Here is a 16,842-nt window from a genome sequence, read left to right as displayed (position 1 = left end):
GGGGACGGCATGGACTTCGGAAACAGCAAGGTGAGTGGTGGGAATGCAGGTCGACGCAGATGACTTCGCAGATATCTTGGCGACTGCGCGGGAGTTCATCCGTAAGGAAGTAGTTCCGCGTGAGCAGGAGATTGCCGACACCGACGCCATTCCTGAGGACATACGCAAGAAGGCCGCAGCTATCGGGCTCTTCGGTTACGCGATCCCTCAGGAATGGGGTGGGCTCGGACTCGACCTCACCCAAGACGTCGAACTGGCAATGGAATTCGGCTACACGTCTCTGGCGCTGCGTTCGATGTTCGGTACCAACAACGGAATTGCCGGGCAGGTGCTGGTCGGCTTCGGTACCGACGAGCAGAAGGCTCAGTGGCTCGAGCGCATCGCCTCCGGTGATGTCGTGGCTTCCTTTGCTCTCACCGAACCGGGCGCGGGCTCCAACCCGGCCGGCCTTCGGACCAAGGCAGTGCTGGACGGATCCGACTGGGTGATCGACGGCAACAAGCGGTTCATCACCAATGCTCCACTGGCGCAGCTGTTCGTGGTGTTCGCGCGCACTCGCCCGGCGGATTCCGATGGTCCGGGAATTGCAGTGTTCCTGGTTCCGGCTGACACGCCAGGTGTCACGGTCGGTCCCAAGGACAAGAAGATGGGTCAGGAAGGTGCTTGGACCTCCGAGGTCACCTTCGACAACGTCCGAGTTCCCGAGTCGGCCCTCGTCGGTGGCGACCAGGACACCGGATACCGCGCAGCGATGACGTCTCTCGCGCGCGGACGAGTCCATATCGCGGCGCTCTCGGTGGGAGCAGCACAGCGAGCGCTCGACGAATCTGTCGCGTTCTCCGTGGTCACGGAACAGGGCGGCACCGCGATCGGCGACTTCCAGCTGGTTCAAGCGATGCTGGCAGACCAGCAAGCCGGTGTGATGGCAGGGCGCGCGATGGTGCGCGAGGTGGCCGCGCGGTACGTCAGCGGTGAGGATCGCCGTCTCGGGCCTTCGGCGGCAAAGCTTTTCTGCACCGAGATGGTGGGCAAGGTCGCAGATCTCGCCGTGCAGATCCACGGGGGCAACGGGTACATGCGCGGTGTTCCGGTCGAACGCATCTACCGTGAAGTTCGCCTGTTGCGCCTGTACGAGGGAACCAGCGAGATCCAGCGTCTGATTCTCGGTGGTGGGCTCGTGGCGCAAGCGAAAAAGCAAAACCAGCGCTGACACATTTTCCAGACGAGCTTTAACCTCACGAACGGAGTGGACATGGGATTGTTGGACGGCAAGGTTGCGGTAGTGACCGGCGGAGCCCAGGGCATCGGGCTCGAAATTGCGCGCACCTTCATCAAGGAAGGCGCGACCGTCGTTCTCGGCGACATCAACGAAACCGTGGGAACGGCTGCGGTCGCCGAACTCGGTGGAGAGTCGGTCGCCCGTTTCGCTTCCTGCGACGTGCGTGACTCCGGACAGGTCGAGGCCATGCTCGATCTGGCCGAAAGCGCTTTCGGTCCAGTCGATGTCATGGTCAACAACGCCGGCATGACGCGCGACGCCACGATGCGGAAGATGACCGAGCAGGACTTCGACGACGTGATCGCCGTTCACCTCAAGGGCGCCTGGAACGGAACACGCGCTGCCGCCGCCCGCATGCGCGAGCGTGAGACGGGCGCGATCGTGAACATCTCGTCCATCTCCGGCAAGGTGGGCATGCTCGGGCAGACCAACTACTCGGCCGCGAAGGCCGGGATCGTCGGTCTGACGAAGGCCGCGGCAAAAGAGGTCGCGTTCAAGAACGTTCGCGTCAACGCCGTTCAGCCCGGACTGGTCCGCACGGCGATGACCGAGGCGATGCCCGAACGGATCTGGAACGAGAAGCTTGCCGAGATTCCGATGGGGCGCGCAGCCGAGCCTTCGGAAGTTGCTTCGGTTGTGCTGTTCCTCGCGAGCGACCTCTCGAGCTACATGACCGGCACGGTTCTCGAGATCACCGGCGGCCGCCACATCTGATCCGTCCTGTTCGAGTGCAAGAATTCAGAGTGTGAGAATTCTGGGTGTAAAACTTCTGGGGTGACTACTGACATGGGACAGCCGAACTCGGATCTTCCGCTCGACGGAATCACCGTAGTTGCACTCGAACAGGCGGTGGCGGCACCGCTCGCCACCAGACATCTCGCGGACATGGGTGCGCGGGTGATCAAGATAGAACGCGTCGGCGAGGGTGACTTCGCGCGTCACTACGACCAGGCGGTTCACGGTCAGGCATCACACTTCGTGTGGCTCAACCGTTCCAAGGAATCGATCGCCGTCGATGTGAAGTCGGAAGCCGGCCGGCAGATCCTTCTCGATCTGGTCGCGCGAGCCGATGTGTTCCTGCAGAACCTGGCTCCCGACGCAGCCGCGAGACTGGGGTTCGGCGCGGAGGAACTGCGCGATAAATACCCACGGCTCATCGTGATCGACATGTCCGGCTACGGCAGTGCCGGCCCGCGGCGTGAGCGCAAGGCCTACGACATGTTGGTCCAAGCCGAGACCGGAATGATCTCCGTGACAGGCACACCGGAGACGGCCACCAAGACCGGCATCCCGGTCTCCGACATCGCGGCAGGAATGTACGCGCTGACTTCGATTCTGAGCGCCCTGTTCCGTAGAGAGCGAACGGGCAAGGGAGCGCTCGTCGAGGTCTCGATGTTCGATTCCACCGTCGAGTGGCTGGGCCATCCGATGTACATGAAAATGTATGCAGACAAGCAGATTCCACGTGTCGGTCTCGGCCATGCCGCGATCGTTCCCTACGATTCGTATCCCACGGCCGACGGCGAAATCCTGATCGGCGTCCAGAACGACCGTGGATGGCGAGCGCTGATGGTGGACGTGTTCGAGCGAGAGGATCTGGTCGATCATCCGCATTATCGCACCAACATCGTGCGCGTCGAAAACCGTGGCGAGGTAGACGAATTGGTGGGCTCTCTGACGCGTCTGTACTCGACGACAGATCTGGATCAGCGTCTGGCCGCCGCTGGTGTTCCGGCCGCGGCACTCAACGACATGGCCGGTCTGCTGGAACATCCGCAGCTGGAGAAGCGTGCCAGATGGCGGTCCGTGGGCACCGAGAACGGTCCGATCGATGCCGTGCTGCCTCCGATGACGTATTCGGATGTCGAAATGCGCATGGGTGACGTTCCGGCACTCGGCCAGCAGACGGATTCTCTGCTGGCCGAGTTGGGACTTACGGGCGACCGGATCGCGGAACTTCGCCGCGACGGATCGATCGGTTAACGCTTCTAGCGTCGCAGGTTCTCGAACACCGCGGCAATCCCTTGTCCGCCACCGATACACATGGTTTCGATCCCGTACCGTGCCTGGCGCCGGTCGAGTTCGCGCAGCAGATTGGCGAGGATCCGTCCACCGGTAGCGCCGACAGGATGTCCGAGCGAGATTCCGGAACCGTTGACGTTGAAGCGCTCCTCGATGTCCTGCGCGCTCAATCCCCAGGCTTTGGCGCACGCGAGAACCTGGGCCGCGAAGGCCTCGTTGACTTCGATGAGGTCGATGTCGTCCAGCGACAGATCGACACGGGAGAGAGCCTTCGCCACGGCAGGCACCGGTCCGATGCCCATCCGGTTCGGCTCCACACCGGCCACACCCCAGCTGACCAGTTTCGCGAACGGCCGCAGGCCCAGCCGTTCGGCGTTGGCCGCAGTGGTGACGATGGCCGCGGCTCCGGCGTCGTTCTGGCCGCAGGCGTTTCCGGCGGTGACTGTTGCTTCAGGGTCGACGCGACCTCGAATGGGGCGCAGTGCAGCAAGATCGGACAGTTGTATCCCTCGGCGCGGATGCTCGTCTTGGGTGACGACTGTCTGCTCACCACGGCGTCCGGGCACCGAAACGGGAATGGTCTCGTCGTCGAAGTACCCACTGTCTTGGGCGTGAACGGCCCGTTCGTGCGATCGCACCGCGTATCGGTCCTGCTCGTCGCGGGTGATCGAGTACTCCCGGCGCAAGTTCTCGGCGGTCTCGATCATGCCGCCTTCCACCGGAAAGTTGACTCCGCCGGAGTTCGTGCGCGGTTTGGCCAATCGGTCGTGGAACTCGACGGAAGGGCGCTTTGTGCCCCAACGCATGTCGGTGGAGTAGAACTCGGTTCCGCTCATGCTCTCGGCGCCGCCGGCGATGACCAGATCACTCATCCCGGTCTGTACCTGCATCGCGGCGTAGATGATCGCCTGCAATCCCGAACCGCAACGGCGATCGAGTTGTATTCCGGGAACGGACACGTCGAGACCGGCGTCGAGTGCCGCGATTCGCCCGATGGCCGCGGCCTCTCCGTTGGCGTACCCCTGACCGAAGATGACGTCGTCGACATCGGTGGACGCAATGCCGGTTCGTTCGACGAGGCCACGCACAACAGTGCCGGCGAGTGTGGTGACGGGAACGTCCTTGAAGACTCCGCCGAATCCGCCCACCGGGGTGCGAACGGGTTCACAGATGACTGCGTCGTGCATGGAATGCGCCTGTCTCGAGGAGAGGTGGGGAATGCGTCGCGTGAACGGGCCGATCGAAGGGCCCACCGCGACCTGGCCACTCGAATATCCAGCACGCGTGGCGCGGTTGTCAACAGCAGGAACGACCTGTTCGGACATAGTTTCCGCCATACGGTTCGTATGCGAAATCGACTTTGACACATATACCGTTCGGGGATTGAATGGATGCAGCGTCTCTGCCGCACACACGTCGCGGTGGGATGAAAGTTCCTGGAGTCGAATCAATTTCGTCGACCGGGAGGGCACGAAGTACCGACTGACAGGTGGAACAGTGACTCGTTTGGCGCAGACGGCGGGATTGACCGAAACTCAGACCGATATCGTCGGGGCGGTACGCGAGTTCGTCGATCGTGTGGTCATCCCCGCGGCGCAGGAACTCGAACACTCGGATACGTACCCGACCGACATCGTCAAGCAGATGAAGGACATGGGTCTGTTCGGACTGACCATCGACCCCGAGTACGGGGGTATCGGCGAATCATTGCTCACCTACGCGCTGTGCGTCGAAGAATTGGCCCGTGGATGGATGAGCGTGTCCGGTGTCATCAACACGCATTTCATCGTGGCTCACATGATTTCGGCGCACGGGACGCCGGAACAGAAGGCGAAGTACCTGCCGCGTTTGGCTTCCGGAGAGCTCACCGGCGCATTCTCCATGTCGGAGCCTGCCCTCGGTTCCGATGTTGCTGCCATATCGACCAAGGCGAAGCGGACGGACTCCGGCGATTACGTGATCACCGGCCAGAAGATGTGGCTGACCAACGGGGGTTCCTCGACCTTGGTGGCAGTCCTGGTCAAGACGGACGAGGGCGCGGAGAAGCCGCACAACAATCTGACGACGATATTGATCGAGAAGCCCGCAGGTTTCGGCGAGGTACTCCCGGGCCTGACCATTCCGGGCAAGCTCGAGAAGATGGGCTACAAGGGAATCGACACCACGGAGATGATCTTCGACGGTTTCGAGATCGGAGCCAAGGAGGTTCTCGGTGGCACCCCTGGCTCGGGATTTCGGCACATGATGGACGGCGTCGAGGTCGGCCGGGTCAACGTCGCCGCGCGTGCCTGCGGAATTGCCCAGCGCGCTTTCGAACTGGCTGTCACCTACGCCAAGCAACGCGAGACTTTCGGCAAGCCGATCGCCGAGCATCAGGCCATCGCGTTCCGGATCGCCGAGATGGGCACCAAAGTCGAAGCGGCGCATCTGATGATGGTCAACGCTGCCAGGCTCAAGGACTCGGGTGAGCGCAACGATGTCGCAGCGGGTATGGCGAAGTATCTGGCGAGTGAATTCTGCTCGGAGGTCACCCAGGACAGCTTCCGTATCCACGGCGGATACGGCTATTCCAAGGAATACGAGATCGAGCGGTTGATGCGTGAGGCGCCGTTCCTTCTGATCGGTGAAGGCACCAGCGACATCCAGAAGCAGATCATCAGCAAGGGCCTGCTTCGCACGTACAACTGAGCCGAGAAGCGGCACCGCGAATATGCGCGGTGCCGCTTTGTCGTGTCGGGTCAGCGGGTGAAGGCCAGGGTTGTCACCGGTGACCGGTTGCCGTATGCGTCAACGGCTTCGACGCGGGCTTCGTATGCGGTGCCCGCTGCGGCATCGGGAATCGGAATGTCGAGGCTGTTCGGCCGCGGCATGAAGTAGAAGTCCGAGAGCACCTTCGACGAGACCACCTTCGCTCCGGTGGCTGTGTCCGTGACCTCGACGGCGTAGTGGTGCACCATCTGATCGTCCTTGGCCTGCGCGATCCTCAGTGCGGTCGCACCGTTTTCGCCGGTCGTCACCGAGAGCGGAGTGCTCGAGGTGAACTCCGGCGCGTGCGTGTTCCGTGCGCCCGAGGTGTAGCGGAAGTTGTCCTTGATCTGCTGGTTGGTCGACCCGTCGAGTTCGACCGTCCACCCCGAACCGCTCAGCGTGCCCGCGCTCGAGTACGGCGGCTGCCAGTTGGCTGACCACGCGCCACCGGCGTAGATGTCGTGCTTGTCTGCGGCCATGTTGATTCGGTTGATTTCCGTGCGGTCCTGGTAGACCTCGACGAAGAGCGCTTGGGCAGTGGGTGATTCGAAACGGTTCGCGAGACCGGACTCGGTCACCATCTGGTAGCCGTGATCGATTTCGATGTACGACATCGAGCCGTCGTTGACCGACGTGAAGTCACGCTGATGGATCGACCGGTCGTCGTTGTTGTTCAGATGTGAGTGCCCGGAGAAGAAGATTGCCTGAGGGAAGGCACTCAGGTCTTCGGTCAATCGAGGGTTCGACGCCTGCTGGCCGTCCATGGCTGTGTTGCTTGCCGGCCGGTGTCCCTGGACCAGGATCGGCTTGGTCAGGTTCCCGGACTCCGCGGTGATTTCGGTCAGGCGGGACTTCAGCCAATTGCGTTGCGCTGAATCATTGTTGTAGGTTTCGGTGTTGACCGTGAAGAGATGGACACCATTGACGTCGGATTCGTAGTATCCGCCACCGGAATCCGGGAACCACTCCGCCGGGTATCCGGCTCTGATCGCCGCGAGACTTGCATCGTGATTGCCGTTGGAGATCAGGAGTTGTGTGTCGTTCATGCCCTTTCGGGCGAGGTTTGCCTGGAAGATTTCTGCGACGATCTTGTGGTCGGGCCCCTTGCCGTCTCCGTTGTCGTTGATCATGTCCCCGTTGGAGAGGATGGCGTCGGGTTTCGGGAAGATGGAACCGATTGTGTCGAAGAAGCTTTCGTACTTCTTGTCGTTGTTCGCGTGATCGCCGACGTGGACGTCGGACATCACGACGACCTGAGCCAGCGGCTTTTCCGAGGTCTTGATCAGGTAGCCGAACGAGACGGCCGCGCTCGCGTGATCGCCGCGGAAAGCTGCGACAGTGACGTTGGTGTCCTGTGCGATGTGCAGCGGACGTCCCGGCGTGGCAGCTTGGCTGTCGGTGGTGGGTGTCGTTCCGTCCACGGTGTAGCGGACGGTGGCGCCGCGCTCGGCGGTGAAGGTCAGGTCGACGGGGTGCTCGTACCGTCCGCCGGGGACGCTGACGCCGGGCGCTGCGGGCGGCGTGTTGTTCTCGCCCGAAGAGCTGCCCCATTCGAAGGACGAACTGCCCCAGCCGGGTTCGGCGTGGGATTCGGCGGGGGCGATGCCGGGAACGGCGAGAGCCGCTGTCACGGCTGCTATCGCGATGGTCGTACGTCTCACGAGGATTCCTTGTCTTCGACGCGGTGGTTCAGACCTATCCGTAATTGGTCTGGACCAATTACGGTAGGTGGCGCCGGGTAGAAGAAGGTGTGTCCTGAATGTCCGATTAATGAAGCGTGTGTGAACACCCTGCAGTGCTTGGTACCGGTATACCTGTCTGCGTTTATGGCAAAGTCGATGGAGTGGACCTACGTCAGATCGAGTACTTCCTTGCCGTTGCCGGTGGTGAGTCCTTGTCGACGGCTGCGCAGAATCTGTCGGTCACCAAGCCGTCGCTGTCGCAGGGTATTCGTGGCCTCGAGCGCGAACTCGGAGTCGAACTGTTTCACCGTGTCGGTCGCGGTTTGGTGCTGACGGCAGCAGGTCGGGCGTTGGTAGGGCCGGCGAGGCAGATGACTCGCAGCAGCGCGGCCGCGTTCGACGTCGCGATCGGTACGGCCGACGAGCCTCGTGGCCGGCTCGACATCTGCTCCGCGGCACATGGTCTCGAAGGTCCGATCGCACGCATCGTGGCAGACTTTCGTGAGCGGTGGCCTGCCGTGACCGTTCGGGTCGGTGAGTTGCCGCAGGGTGCAACGTCTGAGCAGGTGTTGGCAGACGGCGCGTGCGAGGTGGTCTTCAGCTATTGGCCACCCGACATGTCGGCGCTGTCCACGAAAGTGTTGGGGGTGAACGAGTACTGGCTGGCAGTGCCGTCGGGGGTTCATCCCGACGTCTGGCCGAATGGTGTGAAACCCGCTGCGGGAGAGCCGGTGTCATTGACGGCATTGCCCGATCTCCCCGTGGTGGGTGTGCTCAAACACTCGCGGGCTCGCCTTGCCATCGAGTCGTCTCTGCAGGCCGCCGGGGCCCGGACTCGGATGTCGACGGAGTTGGCGCAGCGGGAGACCGTCGGCGCGTTCGTCTTTGCTGGTTTGGGCATGGCATTCATGGAGCGTTCGTTGGCCGAGAGATCGGTCGCGTCCGGCGCGGAGACATTTCCGGTGGAGCCGCCGATCTCACTGAATTACGGCGTCGAGTTCGATCCGGAGACGCTCTCGCCGTTGGGCAGGCTGTTCGTAGAGGGCTTGTGACGTGGGGAGATGTTCTCGATGTACGCAGACCCGGCCGGTGAGAGCGGGCCGTCGCGGTAGACCAAGATCGTCTGCCGGGTGATCGGTGGGAAAAGCGAGCGAACCTCAGATGCCGGGGAGTCTTGTTCGGCGATCGATCTGGGCAGCAGCGCGGCGCCTACACCTTGCCCGACCATTTCCCGGACAGCAAGGCGATCTGGCACTTCCACGACGACGTCGGTGAGTTCCAGATCGTCGTCGATCGAGTGCCCGCGCCGAACTGCGGATGCCTCGACCACCATCGGCAGGCGCGCGACCACGGTGCGCGGAACCGGATCGGGAAGGTCTGTGGCCAGGCGAATGGGGATCGACAAGACCGTTTCCTGGGTGCTCACGGCAATTTCTCGAAGCCCGTCGGAGACTTCGGCACCCGGGTGGGTCTCGAGAAACCCGAGTTCACACGTACCTGCTCTCACGAGCGCACGCACGTCCTGTGCGTTGGCGGAGGCGTTCGTCGAGAACCGAATTCCGGGTGCCGTCAGATGGAGGCGTCCGGCGACCTCTGCAACAGGGTCGATGGCGAGATCGGACTGAACTGCTATGGCGAGTTCCCCGGCGCGCAAAGCGGTTACCGCAGCCACCGCGGCCTCGGCCCGAGCAACGTCGGCGAGCAACGTACGGGCAGAATCGGCAACTGCCAGTCCGACCGTGGTGGGAGCCAGACCGCGAGTGGTGCGCTCGAAGAGTGTGGCTCCGAGAGCTCGTTCGAGGTTGCGCACGGCCTGCGAGAGGGACGGTTGCGAGATACGCAGGACGTCCGCGGCGGCAGTGACGCTGCCGTGATCGACGACCGCGACGAGATACTGCGCGCTGCGTATGTCCATCCCGGGTGCCTGCATCTGACGAATTCTCCCAGATGACGGACCCTTGGCGGCGGTGACTTGCTGCGACCTGCTGACATAGGTCTGAGCTATGGCTCTGTGCGCCTTCTCGTCTTTGTGGCGCAGGCCATAGCGATGGTCGACTGTTCCAGTACCACCGACCGCGGTTCGTGCTCGGTGAGTACCTGGAACACAGGAGCGTGATGTGAGCGAGCTTCACCTACCCAACCGGATACGCCACTCGGCGTCGACACGGCCGTCCGATCCGGCAATCACGTGCGGCGACCGAACGCTGACTTGGGCTGAGCTGGATGGCGAGACCAGCACCTTGGCGAGTGCGCTGGCAGAAGTGACCACAACGGGTGCTCGTGTCGGTGCGCTACTGCGTATGGGGCTCGAAGGTGCGGAAACCTTCATCGCATGTGCGAAGGCAGGCGCTGTGTTCATACCGTTGAACTGGCGGCTCAACCCACTCGAACTCGTCGACATCGCCGAGGACGCGGAGCTCGACGTCTTGATCGTCGATGACGAGTTCGCCGCGGGGGCGGCGGCGATGTCCGCAGCGTTGCCGGACATCGAGGTCATAACCGTGGGAGCTGCAGGGGTCCTGCCGGATTCGCGAACCTGGGCGGAGTTCGTGGCATCAGGGACCGGTGTCGACCCCGGACACGGGCACGATCCGGACGCAGCAGTTCTGCAGCTGTACACGTCCGGGACAACCGGCCGGCCCAAGGGCGTCGTGGCCACGCACCGGAATCTGTACAACGAGCCCGAGGGGTTCGATGTCTACGAATTCGGTTCGAATGCAGTCGCACTCGATGCACTTCCCCTCTTTCACATCGCCGGTGCCGGCTGGATGAGTACATGCTTGTCGGCCGGAGTGCCTTTGGTGCTGCTCGGAGACATGGCGCCTGCTCGGGTCGCTGATGCCATCGCGACCCACCGCGTCACCCACGCATTTCTGGTGCCTGCAGTCATTCAGACGCTGGTAGATCTGCCGACTCTCGACAGTTTCGATCTGACCAGCCTGGAGGTGGTCGCCTATGGGGCGTCACCGATCACTCCGGCGCTCCTCGCCCACGCGATGACTGTCTTGAACTGCAAATTCGTTCAGCGATACGGGATGACCGAGACGACGGGTTCGGTATCCGTCCTTCGTGCTTACGACCATCATGTGAGCGGGCCGCGTTCGGAGTTGCTTCGCTCTGCGGGCAAGCCGATGATCGGCGTCGAGATCTCGATTCGAGACGTCACCACTGGTGAGGAATTGCCGCCCAATAGTTCCGGTGAGATCGTCGCGCGCAGTAGAAACAACACTCGCGGATACTGGCGACGTGACCGTGAGACCGCCGAATTGTTCACCCACGACGGTTTCCTCCGAACGGGGGACGCCGGCCATCTGGACGACGAGGGGTATCTGTTCGTCACCGATCGACTCAAGGACATGATCATCACCGGCGGAGAGAACGTCTATCCGATCGAGGTGGAATCCATTCTGGCCGAGCACCCCTCGGTCGCCGAGGTCGCGGTGGTCGGGGTTCCCGACAAGCGCTGGGGTGAATCCGTGACCGCAGTGGTCAAACTGGTCGACGGTGCCGACGTGCCGAGCGTCGACGAGTTGATCGCTTTCAGCACAGCGAAGTTGGCGTCGTACAAGAAACCTCGCCAGATCCATTTCGTGGACTCCCTACCTCGCAACGCGAGCGGAAAACTGCTCAAGTCGAGCCTGCGGACCATGCTGAACGCGAGCGGAGAAGCATCATGATCGTGACCGAAGACGTCGGTGTCGCACAACGTGAGGCATGGGCGAACAAAGTCCTTCCACCGGTCGAACAGGTGCGGGACGGATTGTGGTCGATCCCTGTTCCCATGCCGGACAACCCTTTGCGCTACGTACTCGTCTACGCACTCGCGCTCGACGACGGACTTGCCCTCATCGACGTCGGTTGGGATCACGAACAGTCCTGGCAGGCTCTCGTCGACGGCATAGCATCGATCGGATACCACGTTTCCGAAGTGCGCTATGCGGCAATCACGCACCTGCATCCCGATCACTTCGGCCTGGCGCCGCGTCTTCGGCAGGTCAGCGGCGCAACGCTTGCGATGCACGTGGCCGACGCGACGCTCCTCGGGTACCACGGGCCCGAACAGACCCGCGACGACATCAGTGGCTGGAACCTGCAGTTGTCCGAACTCGGCGCACCGGCCGAAGTGCTCGACGCGTCTCGGGTCGACCTGGTGCGGTTCGCCGAGCACGAAACCATCGACATTATTCTGGGAGAAGGGGATTCACTCGACCTACCCGGTTGGAATCTCCGCGCCCAATGGACACCGGGGCACACTCCCGGACATCTCTGTTTCGTGGAAGAGGACAGAGGCTTGTTGTTCAGCGGCGATCACGTGCTGCCGAGGATCAGCCCGAACATCTCCACGATTCCCGGTGAACTCGAGAACCCACTTCATCGTTATCTTCTCTCGCTCGAGGCGACGACAACACTGGGCGAGTGCGAAGTGCTTCCGGCACATGAATATCGATTCCGTGGGATCGCCGATCGTGCACGTCAATTGATGGGGCACCACGAGGAGCGATTGGCGGAGATCGTGGCTGCGGTGCAGGATGAGCCTGAATCCACGGCCTGGGAACTCTCACGCACGATCTCCTGGTCTCGCCCGTTCGAACAGATGTCGCCGCGACTACTTCGCTTGGCAGTCCGCGAAACCCATGCTCATCTTGTTGTTTTGGCCAAGCGGGAGATCGTGACACCGTCCGGCGGCACACCCGTGCGCTGGAGCATTCGCGCGCAGTGACCTTTCAAGAATCTCATCACGGAAGTAGGAACCGAACATGAGCGTCGTGCTCACCGACTTCGCCGACGGCGTTGCCGTCATCACCCTCAATCGTCCCGAGGCCAAGAACGCGGTCAATCTCGAACTTGCCGAAGCCTTGGCTGCGGCCATCGACGAGTTCGAGGAACGGGCCGATCTCACCATCGGCATTCTGACCGGATCTGGTGGAACCTTCTGCGCCGGTATGGATCTGAAGGGATTTGCGCGCGGAGAGCGGCCATCGCTACCGGGTCGTGGTTTTGCCGGTCTGACCGAGGCACCGCCGTCGAAGCCGCTGATCGCAGCCGTCGAAGGTTGGGCACTCGCCGGCGGTTGCGAACTGGCCTTGGCGGCCGACTTGATCGTGGCGTCCACGGACGCGAAATTCGGCCTGCCCGAAGTGAAGCGGGGACTTGCCGCGGCCGCCGGCGGACTCCTACGTCTGCCGAAAATTCTTCCGTATCAGTTGGCCATGGAAATCGCGATCACGGGGGATCCACTCAGTGCCACCGTGGCGCATCATCACGGCTTGGTCAATCGGCTCGCCGAACCGGGACACGCGCTGACCGTCGCACGCGAGCTTGCGGCCCGAGTAGCGGCTAACGGTCCACTGGCTGTTCGCGCGACCAAGCAGGTACTGGCAATGTCCGCCAAGTACACCGATCCGGATGCCTTTGTCGCGCAACGCGAATTCATCGATCCGGTCTTCACCTCTCGTGATGCCAAGGAGGGCGCCACGGCATTTGCCGAGAAGCGCTCTCCCGTGTGGAGTGGTTCATGAGTGCCGAGACGATCGAGCGTGCGGCCGTAAGCATCGAACGAGACGGTGCTGTCGCGACGATTGTTCTCTGTCGGCCGCACCGCCGCAACGCTCTCGATCTCGACGCCTGGATCGCTCTACGTGAAGCAGTCCTCGAACTTCAAGAGGACGCGCAGATTCGCTCGGTGATCCTGACCGGCGCGGATGGGACCTTCTGCGCGGGCTCCGATCTGGACAAGCGTGGCTCGTCGCACCCGCTCGATCGCATGCGTGTCATCAACGCAACGGCAATCGCACTGAGTGAGTTTCCCAAACCTCTGGTGGCGAAGGTCGACGGGTTTGCCGTCGGAGCCGGATGGAACATGGCGTTGCTCTGCGACTTCGTCGTGGCGGCCAAGGGTGCGAAGTTCAGCCAGATCTTTGCCAAACGGGGGTTGTCTGTCGACTTCGGTGGTTCGTGGATCCTGCCGAGACTGGTCGGCCTCCAACAAGCCAAGCGACTGGTGATGCTTGCCGAGACGATCGACGCACAGGAAGCCTACGAGCTCGGGTTGGTGACTTATCTGGTCGAACCGGCCGAGCTGGACGAACACACGTCAACACTGGCGCAGCGGCTCGCCGCCGGCCCGCCGGCCGCACTGAGTCAGTCTGCCGCCATGCTCGAACGTCACACCTCCCTCTCGTTGCGGGAGGCCTTGGACAACGAGGCGAGGGCGCAAGCGGTCAATTTTGCGACGGATGCCACCGACGCGGTTCGTGCCTTCGTGGAAAAGCGGGAGCCGATCTTCACCGGAGAGTGGGCCGTACCAGGGGCAACTCGGGTGGAGTGAGCGACGGATCGCTGGTCGTATGATGGATGAGTGGATCTGCACTTCGTCACCTACTTCGTCGCTGTTGTCGACCACGGTGGGATAACGAAGGCCGCTCAGGCTCTCTACATTTCGCAGCCCTCGCTGTCACAGGCAATTCGTACGCTCGAGCGTCGACTCGGCGCCACGCTGTTCGACCGGACGGGCAGGCGGTTGGTTCTTACCGACGCGGGCCGCACGTTCGATCTCGCGGCCAGGAGAATCCTTGCCGACGTCGAGCGCGCGAAGGCGAAAGTGACCGCCGTTCGCGAACTCGAGTTCGGTCGTGTCGACGTCGTCTCGTACTCGGCGTTCTCGATCGATCCGATGGTCGAGTTGGTCCGGCGATTCCGGGCCAACTTCCCGAAGATCGTCGTGCGTGTTCTCGACACGTACGGCCCGGCCGGGGTCGACAATGCGTTGCGGCGAGGGTCGGCCGAGGTCGGCGTCACCGATCTGAGTATCGGGTACGAAGGTTTGGTCACGGCTCCGATTGCCACTCAGGAGTTGGTGCTCGCCACCCATGCGTCGTTGTCCGGCCGACTTGCAACGCCGTTGGCGGATCCGGTTCCGCGAGCGCTCTTGCACAGTTTGCCGCTTGTGGTCGATCTCGGTGATCAATCGAATCAGTTCCGGGGTCTACTGAGCGAAGGCGCCGAGAACGTAGTCGTGGACTGTGTCCACCCTGTGACCACGTGGGAACTGGTTCGCCGCGGAATCGGCGCCACTGTAGTGCCGAGAAGGGTTGCACAACAGCAGATGACAGACGTCTGCGCCTTCTCCTTCGATCCGCCGCTGACACGCGACGTCGGTATCGTCTATCGCTCGGGCGAGCAATCCCCGGCGGCCGCTGCATTCATCGCGACGGCTGCGGAAATGGCCACCTCCGCCGTTCCGTCCACGGAAGAGGAGTGAACTGTGGAGTTCCGGCAGATGGAGTACTTCCTCGCAGTGGTCGAGAACAAGGGGATCAACGGCGCCGCAGCGGCTCTCGGCGTTGCTCAGCCGACCGTGTCACAAGCGTTGCGCGGGCTCGAACGTGAACTGGGAGTGAGGCTGTTCCATCGCATCGGGCGCGGCATGGTGCTCAGTGCTGCCGGTCGCAGTCTGGTCGGCCCGAGTCGACAGGTTTTGCGAGACGTAGCTGCGGCGGCTGAACAGTTGACGGCATCCGATGGCGCCATCGTCGGTCGCCTCGACATCATGGCTTTCCCTGCACTGACCTCGGGGACGATCGTCGATCTGATTGCGGAGTTCTGTCGACGGTATCCGCAAGCACGAGTCAGATTCTCGGAACTCGAGCGTGAGGACAATCTGGAAAGTCTCATCCGGGACGGCCACTGCGAATTCGCGGTGGCTCATCTGCCGCTCGAGGCGGGCGAAGGGCTCGAAATCGTCGAATTGGGGGAGCAGGAATACCGCCTGGTCTACCCGGCGGGAACGGAACTACCCGAGGGGCCGGTACGCCTTTCGGAAATGCCGGACATTCCCATGGTATTCGTTCCTCGCGGGGCAGCGATGGGTGACGCGATCGAAGACTCGATCCGAAAGGCCGGTACCAGAACGGAACTCGCGGTGGTGACCGAGCAACGGGAGTCGCGGCTCCCGATGGTCATCGCCGGACTCGGCGGTTCGTTGGTCGAGCGCTCGGTGGCGAAATCGATGCCTGGTCAGGTGGTGGAACGGGCCTGCGAGCCGAGATTTCTGCGTGCGTACGGTCTCGCCTTCGACCCCTCGACGTTGTCGCCGGTGGGACAGGTATTCGTGAACCTGATCCACGAGTACCTGTCCGACGAACGCCGGTCACAGCACTAGAGTCGGCAGATACGTTCTCGCGCGGCAGAGTACTCGGCGGCGAGACGTTCTACTACTGCATGCGTCGGAAGGACTGCATCGATCGCTCCGATGCCCTGTCCGGCGCCCCAGATGTCTCGCCACGCCTTGGTATCGGTGTCGTTGGTCGCGAAACTCATTGCGGATGGATCGGATTCGGCCAGGTTGTCGGGGTCCAAGCCGGCGGCAACGATGCTGCCCCGCAGGTAGTTTCCGTGTACTCCGGTGAACAGGTTGGAATAGACGATGTCGGAGGCCCCTGAACCCACGATCATCTCCTTGTACGCAGGATCCGCGTTAGCCTCTTCGGTTGCGATGAAAGCTGATCCGACGTATGCCAAATCGGCCCCGGCCGCGAGCGCAGCGAGAATCGAATCACCATGAGCGATGGCACCTGACAACAGCAGTGGACCGGCGAACCACTCACGAATCTCCCGAATCAGGGCAAACGGCGACTGCCTACCGGCATGACCACCGGCCCCGGCAGCTACCGCGATCAGTCCGTCGGCGCCCTTCTCGATCGCCTTGCGTGCAAAGCGATTGTCGATGACGTCATGGAGAACGATTCCGCCGTATGCGTGGACTGCGTCGTTGATGTCGGTGCGAGCGCCGAGGGACGTGATGACGATCGGAACCTCGAACTCGGCGATGGTCGCCAGATCCTCTTCCAGGCGGTTGTTGGACCGGTGGACGATGAGGTTGACGGCAAATGGCGCCGACGGATTCTCCGGGTGCTCACGATCATGTTCCTCACGAGCCACGGTGATCAGTTTGAGCCAATCCCGAAGTGCCGACTGCGGACGAGCATTCAGTGCCGGGAAGGACCCGATGATGCCAGAGGTGCACTGCGCGATGACGAGGTCAGGAGTCGAGATGATGAACATCGGTGAAGCGAGAACCGGGACACGCAGTTGCGACGTCAGGTCTGCGAA

Annotated in this window: 15 protein-coding genes; 11 read left to right on the top strand and 4 right to left on the bottom strand. The window is 62.4% G+C overall.

The annotated features are described in order from the left end of the window. Positions 1-43: 43 nt before the first annotated feature. The 3 genes from KTR60_RS24815 (at position 44) to KTR60_RS24805 (ending at position 3,262) form a co-directional block, all read left to right on the top strand. On the top strand, positions 44-1,210 hold the full coding sequence (locus tag KTR60_RS24815) for an acyl-CoA dehydrogenase family protein (protein WP_007729538.1): 1,167 nt from the start codon (positions 44-46) through the stop codon (positions 1,208-1,210). Between the two features lie 42 nt (positions 1,211-1,252). Beyond that, the gene (gene fabG, locus KTR60_RS24810) at positions 1,253-1,993 is read left to right on the top strand and encodes a 3-oxoacyl-ACP reductase FabG (protein ID WP_003940214.1); all 741 of its coding nucleotides are present in this window, start codon (positions 1,253-1,255) and stop codon (positions 1,991-1,993) included. A gap of 72 nt (positions 1,994-2,065) precedes the next feature. Further along, a complete protein-coding gene (locus KTR60_RS24805; protein ID WP_058226591.1) occupies positions 2,066-3,262 on the top strand; it encodes a CaiB/BaiF CoA transferase family protein in 1,197 nt (398 codons plus the stop codon). A 5-nt stretch (positions 3,263-3,267) separates the two neighbouring features. Here KTR60_RS24805 and KTR60_RS24800 read toward each other — a convergent pair whose 3' ends face one another. Then, positions 3,268-4,488 carry an acetyl-CoA C-acetyltransferase gene (locus tag KTR60_RS24800; RefSeq protein WP_007729531.1) on the bottom strand — a complete coding sequence of 407 codons (1,221 nt, stop codon included), beginning with the start codon at positions 4,486-4,488 and terminating at the stop codon, positions 3,268-3,270. Positions 4,489-4,798: 310 nt separating this feature from the next. Here KTR60_RS24800 and KTR60_RS24795 point away from each other — a divergent pair, with 310 nt between their 5' ends. Then, a complete protein-coding gene (locus KTR60_RS24795) occupies positions 4,799-5,989 on the top strand; it encodes an acyl-CoA dehydrogenase family protein (RefSeq protein ID WP_042448558.1) in 1,191 nt (396 codons plus the stop codon). Positions 5,990-6,039: 50 nt separating this feature from the next. On the opposite strand, the gene KTR60_RS24790 is transcribed toward KTR60_RS24795, so the two are convergent. Next, a complete protein-coding gene (locus KTR60_RS24790; RefSeq protein WP_007729525.1) occupies positions 6,040-7,710 on the bottom strand; it encodes a chitobiase/beta-hexosaminidase C-terminal domain-containing protein in 1,671 nt (556 codons plus the stop codon). A 182-nt stretch (positions 7,711-7,892) separates the two neighbouring features. Between KTR60_RS24790 and KTR60_RS24785 the strand changes: the two genes are divergently transcribed. Next, positions 7,893-8,783, top strand: coding sequence for a LysR family transcriptional regulator (locus tag KTR60_RS24785; RefSeq protein ID WP_042923977.1), 891 nt, complete (start codon positions 7,893-7,895; stop codon positions 8,781-8,783). Here KTR60_RS24785 and KTR60_RS24780 read toward each other — a convergent pair. Beyond that, positions 8,717-9,661, bottom strand: coding sequence for a LysR family transcriptional regulator (locus KTR60_RS24780; RefSeq protein ID WP_042923979.1), 945 nt, complete (start codon positions 9,659-9,661; stop codon positions 8,717-8,719). The two genes, KTR60_RS24785 and KTR60_RS24780, sit on opposite strands and share 67 nt — an antisense overlap. Positions 9,662-9,848: 187 nt before the next feature. On the opposite strand from KTR60_RS24780, the gene KTR60_RS24775 reads away from it, so the two are divergent. The 6 genes from KTR60_RS24775 to KTR60_RS24750 are packed head-to-tail and all read left to right on the top strand — an operon-like array spanning position 9,849 to position 15,892. Beyond that, positions 9,849-11,408 carry a long-chain-fatty-acid--CoA ligase gene (locus KTR60_RS24775; protein ID WP_075834441.1) on the top strand — a complete coding sequence of 520 codons (1,560 nt, stop codon included), beginning with the start codon at positions 9,849-9,851 and terminating at the stop codon, positions 11,406-11,408. Then, positions 11,405-12,451 (top strand): MBL fold metallo-hydrolase, encoded by a 1,047-nt coding sequence (locus KTR60_RS24770; protein WP_228401347.1) that lies wholly within the window; start codon positions 11,405-11,407, stop codon positions 12,449-12,451. Before KTR60_RS24775 ends, KTR60_RS24770 begins: the two co-directional genes overlap by 4 nt. Before the next feature lie 37 nt (positions 12,452-12,488). Next, positions 12,489-13,250 carry a crotonase/enoyl-CoA hydratase family protein gene (locus KTR60_RS24765; protein WP_065351440.1) on the top strand — a complete coding sequence of 254 codons (762 nt, stop codon included), beginning with the start codon at positions 12,489-12,491 and terminating at the stop codon, positions 13,248-13,250. Then, positions 13,247-14,059, top strand: coding sequence for an enoyl-CoA hydratase/isomerase family protein (locus tag KTR60_RS24760; protein WP_030537193.1), 813 nt, complete (start codon positions 13,247-13,249; stop codon positions 14,057-14,059). Before KTR60_RS24765 ends, KTR60_RS24760 begins: the two co-directional genes overlap by 4 nt. Positions 14,060-14,089: 30 nt before the next feature. Continuing rightward, positions 14,090-14,992: a LysR family transcriptional regulator gene (locus KTR60_RS24755; RefSeq protein WP_007729501.1), complete on the top strand. Its 903-nt coding sequence runs from the start codon at positions 14,090-14,092 to the stop codon at positions 14,990-14,992. A 3-nt stretch (positions 14,993-14,995) separates the two neighbouring features. Beyond that, positions 14,996-15,892, top strand: coding sequence for a LysR family transcriptional regulator (locus KTR60_RS24750; protein WP_003939949.1), 897 nt, complete (start codon positions 14,996-14,998; stop codon positions 15,890-15,892). Here the strand turns inward: KTR60_RS24750 and KTR60_RS24745 are convergent. Beyond that, the gene (locus KTR60_RS24745) at positions 15,889-16,794 is read right to left on the bottom strand and encodes an NAD(P)H-dependent flavin oxidoreductase (protein ID WP_202427117.1); all 906 of its coding nucleotides are present in this window, start codon (positions 16,792-16,794) and stop codon (positions 15,889-15,891) included. The genes KTR60_RS24750 and KTR60_RS24745 overlap by 4 nt on opposite strands. Positions 16,795-16,842: the final 48 nt, after the last annotated feature.

This window comes from Rhodococcus sp. C1 (assembly GCF_020809065.1).
GTDB lineage: Bacteria > Actinomycetota > Actinomycetes > Mycobacteriales > Mycobacteriaceae > Rhodococcus_F > Rhodococcus_F qingshengii.
This window is presented reverse-complemented; position numbering and strand designations above follow the sequence as displayed.

Bases quoted from the DNA above. Each gene is read 5' to 3' on its own strand.
- KTR60_RS24815 (WP_007729538.1), top strand. From the start codon at position 44: ATGCAGGTCGACGCAGATGACTTCGCAGATATCTTGGCGACTGCGCGG.
- fabG (WP_003940214.1), top strand. From the start codon at position 1,253: ATGGGATTGTTGGACGGCAAGGTTGCGGTAGTGACCGGCGGAGCCCAG.
- KTR60_RS24805 (WP_058226591.1), top strand. From the start codon at position 2,066: ATGGGACAGCCGAACTCGGATCTTCCGCTCGACGGAATCACCGTAGTT.
- KTR60_RS24800 (WP_007729531.1), bottom strand. From the start codon at position 4,488: ATGCACGACGCAGTCATCTGTGAACCCGTTCGCACCCCGGTGGGCGGA.
- KTR60_RS24780 (WP_042923979.1), bottom strand. From the start codon at position 9,661: ATGCAGGCACCCGGGATGGACATACGCAGCGCGCAGTATCTCGTCGCG.
- KTR60_RS24770 (WP_228401347.1), top strand. From the start codon at position 11,405: ATGATCGTGACCGAAGACGTCGGTGTCGCACAACGTGAGGCATGGGCG.
- KTR60_RS24765 (WP_065351440.1), top strand. From the start codon at position 12,489: ATGAGCGTCGTGCTCACCGACTTCGCCGACGGCGTTGCCGTCATCACC.
- KTR60_RS24760 (WP_030537193.1), top strand. From the start codon at position 13,247: ATGAGTGCCGAGACGATCGAGCGTGCGGCCGTAAGCATCGAACGAGAC.
- KTR60_RS24745 (WP_202427117.1), bottom strand. From the start codon at position 16,794: ATGTTCATCATCTCGACTCCTGACCTCGTCATCGCGCAGTGCACCTCT.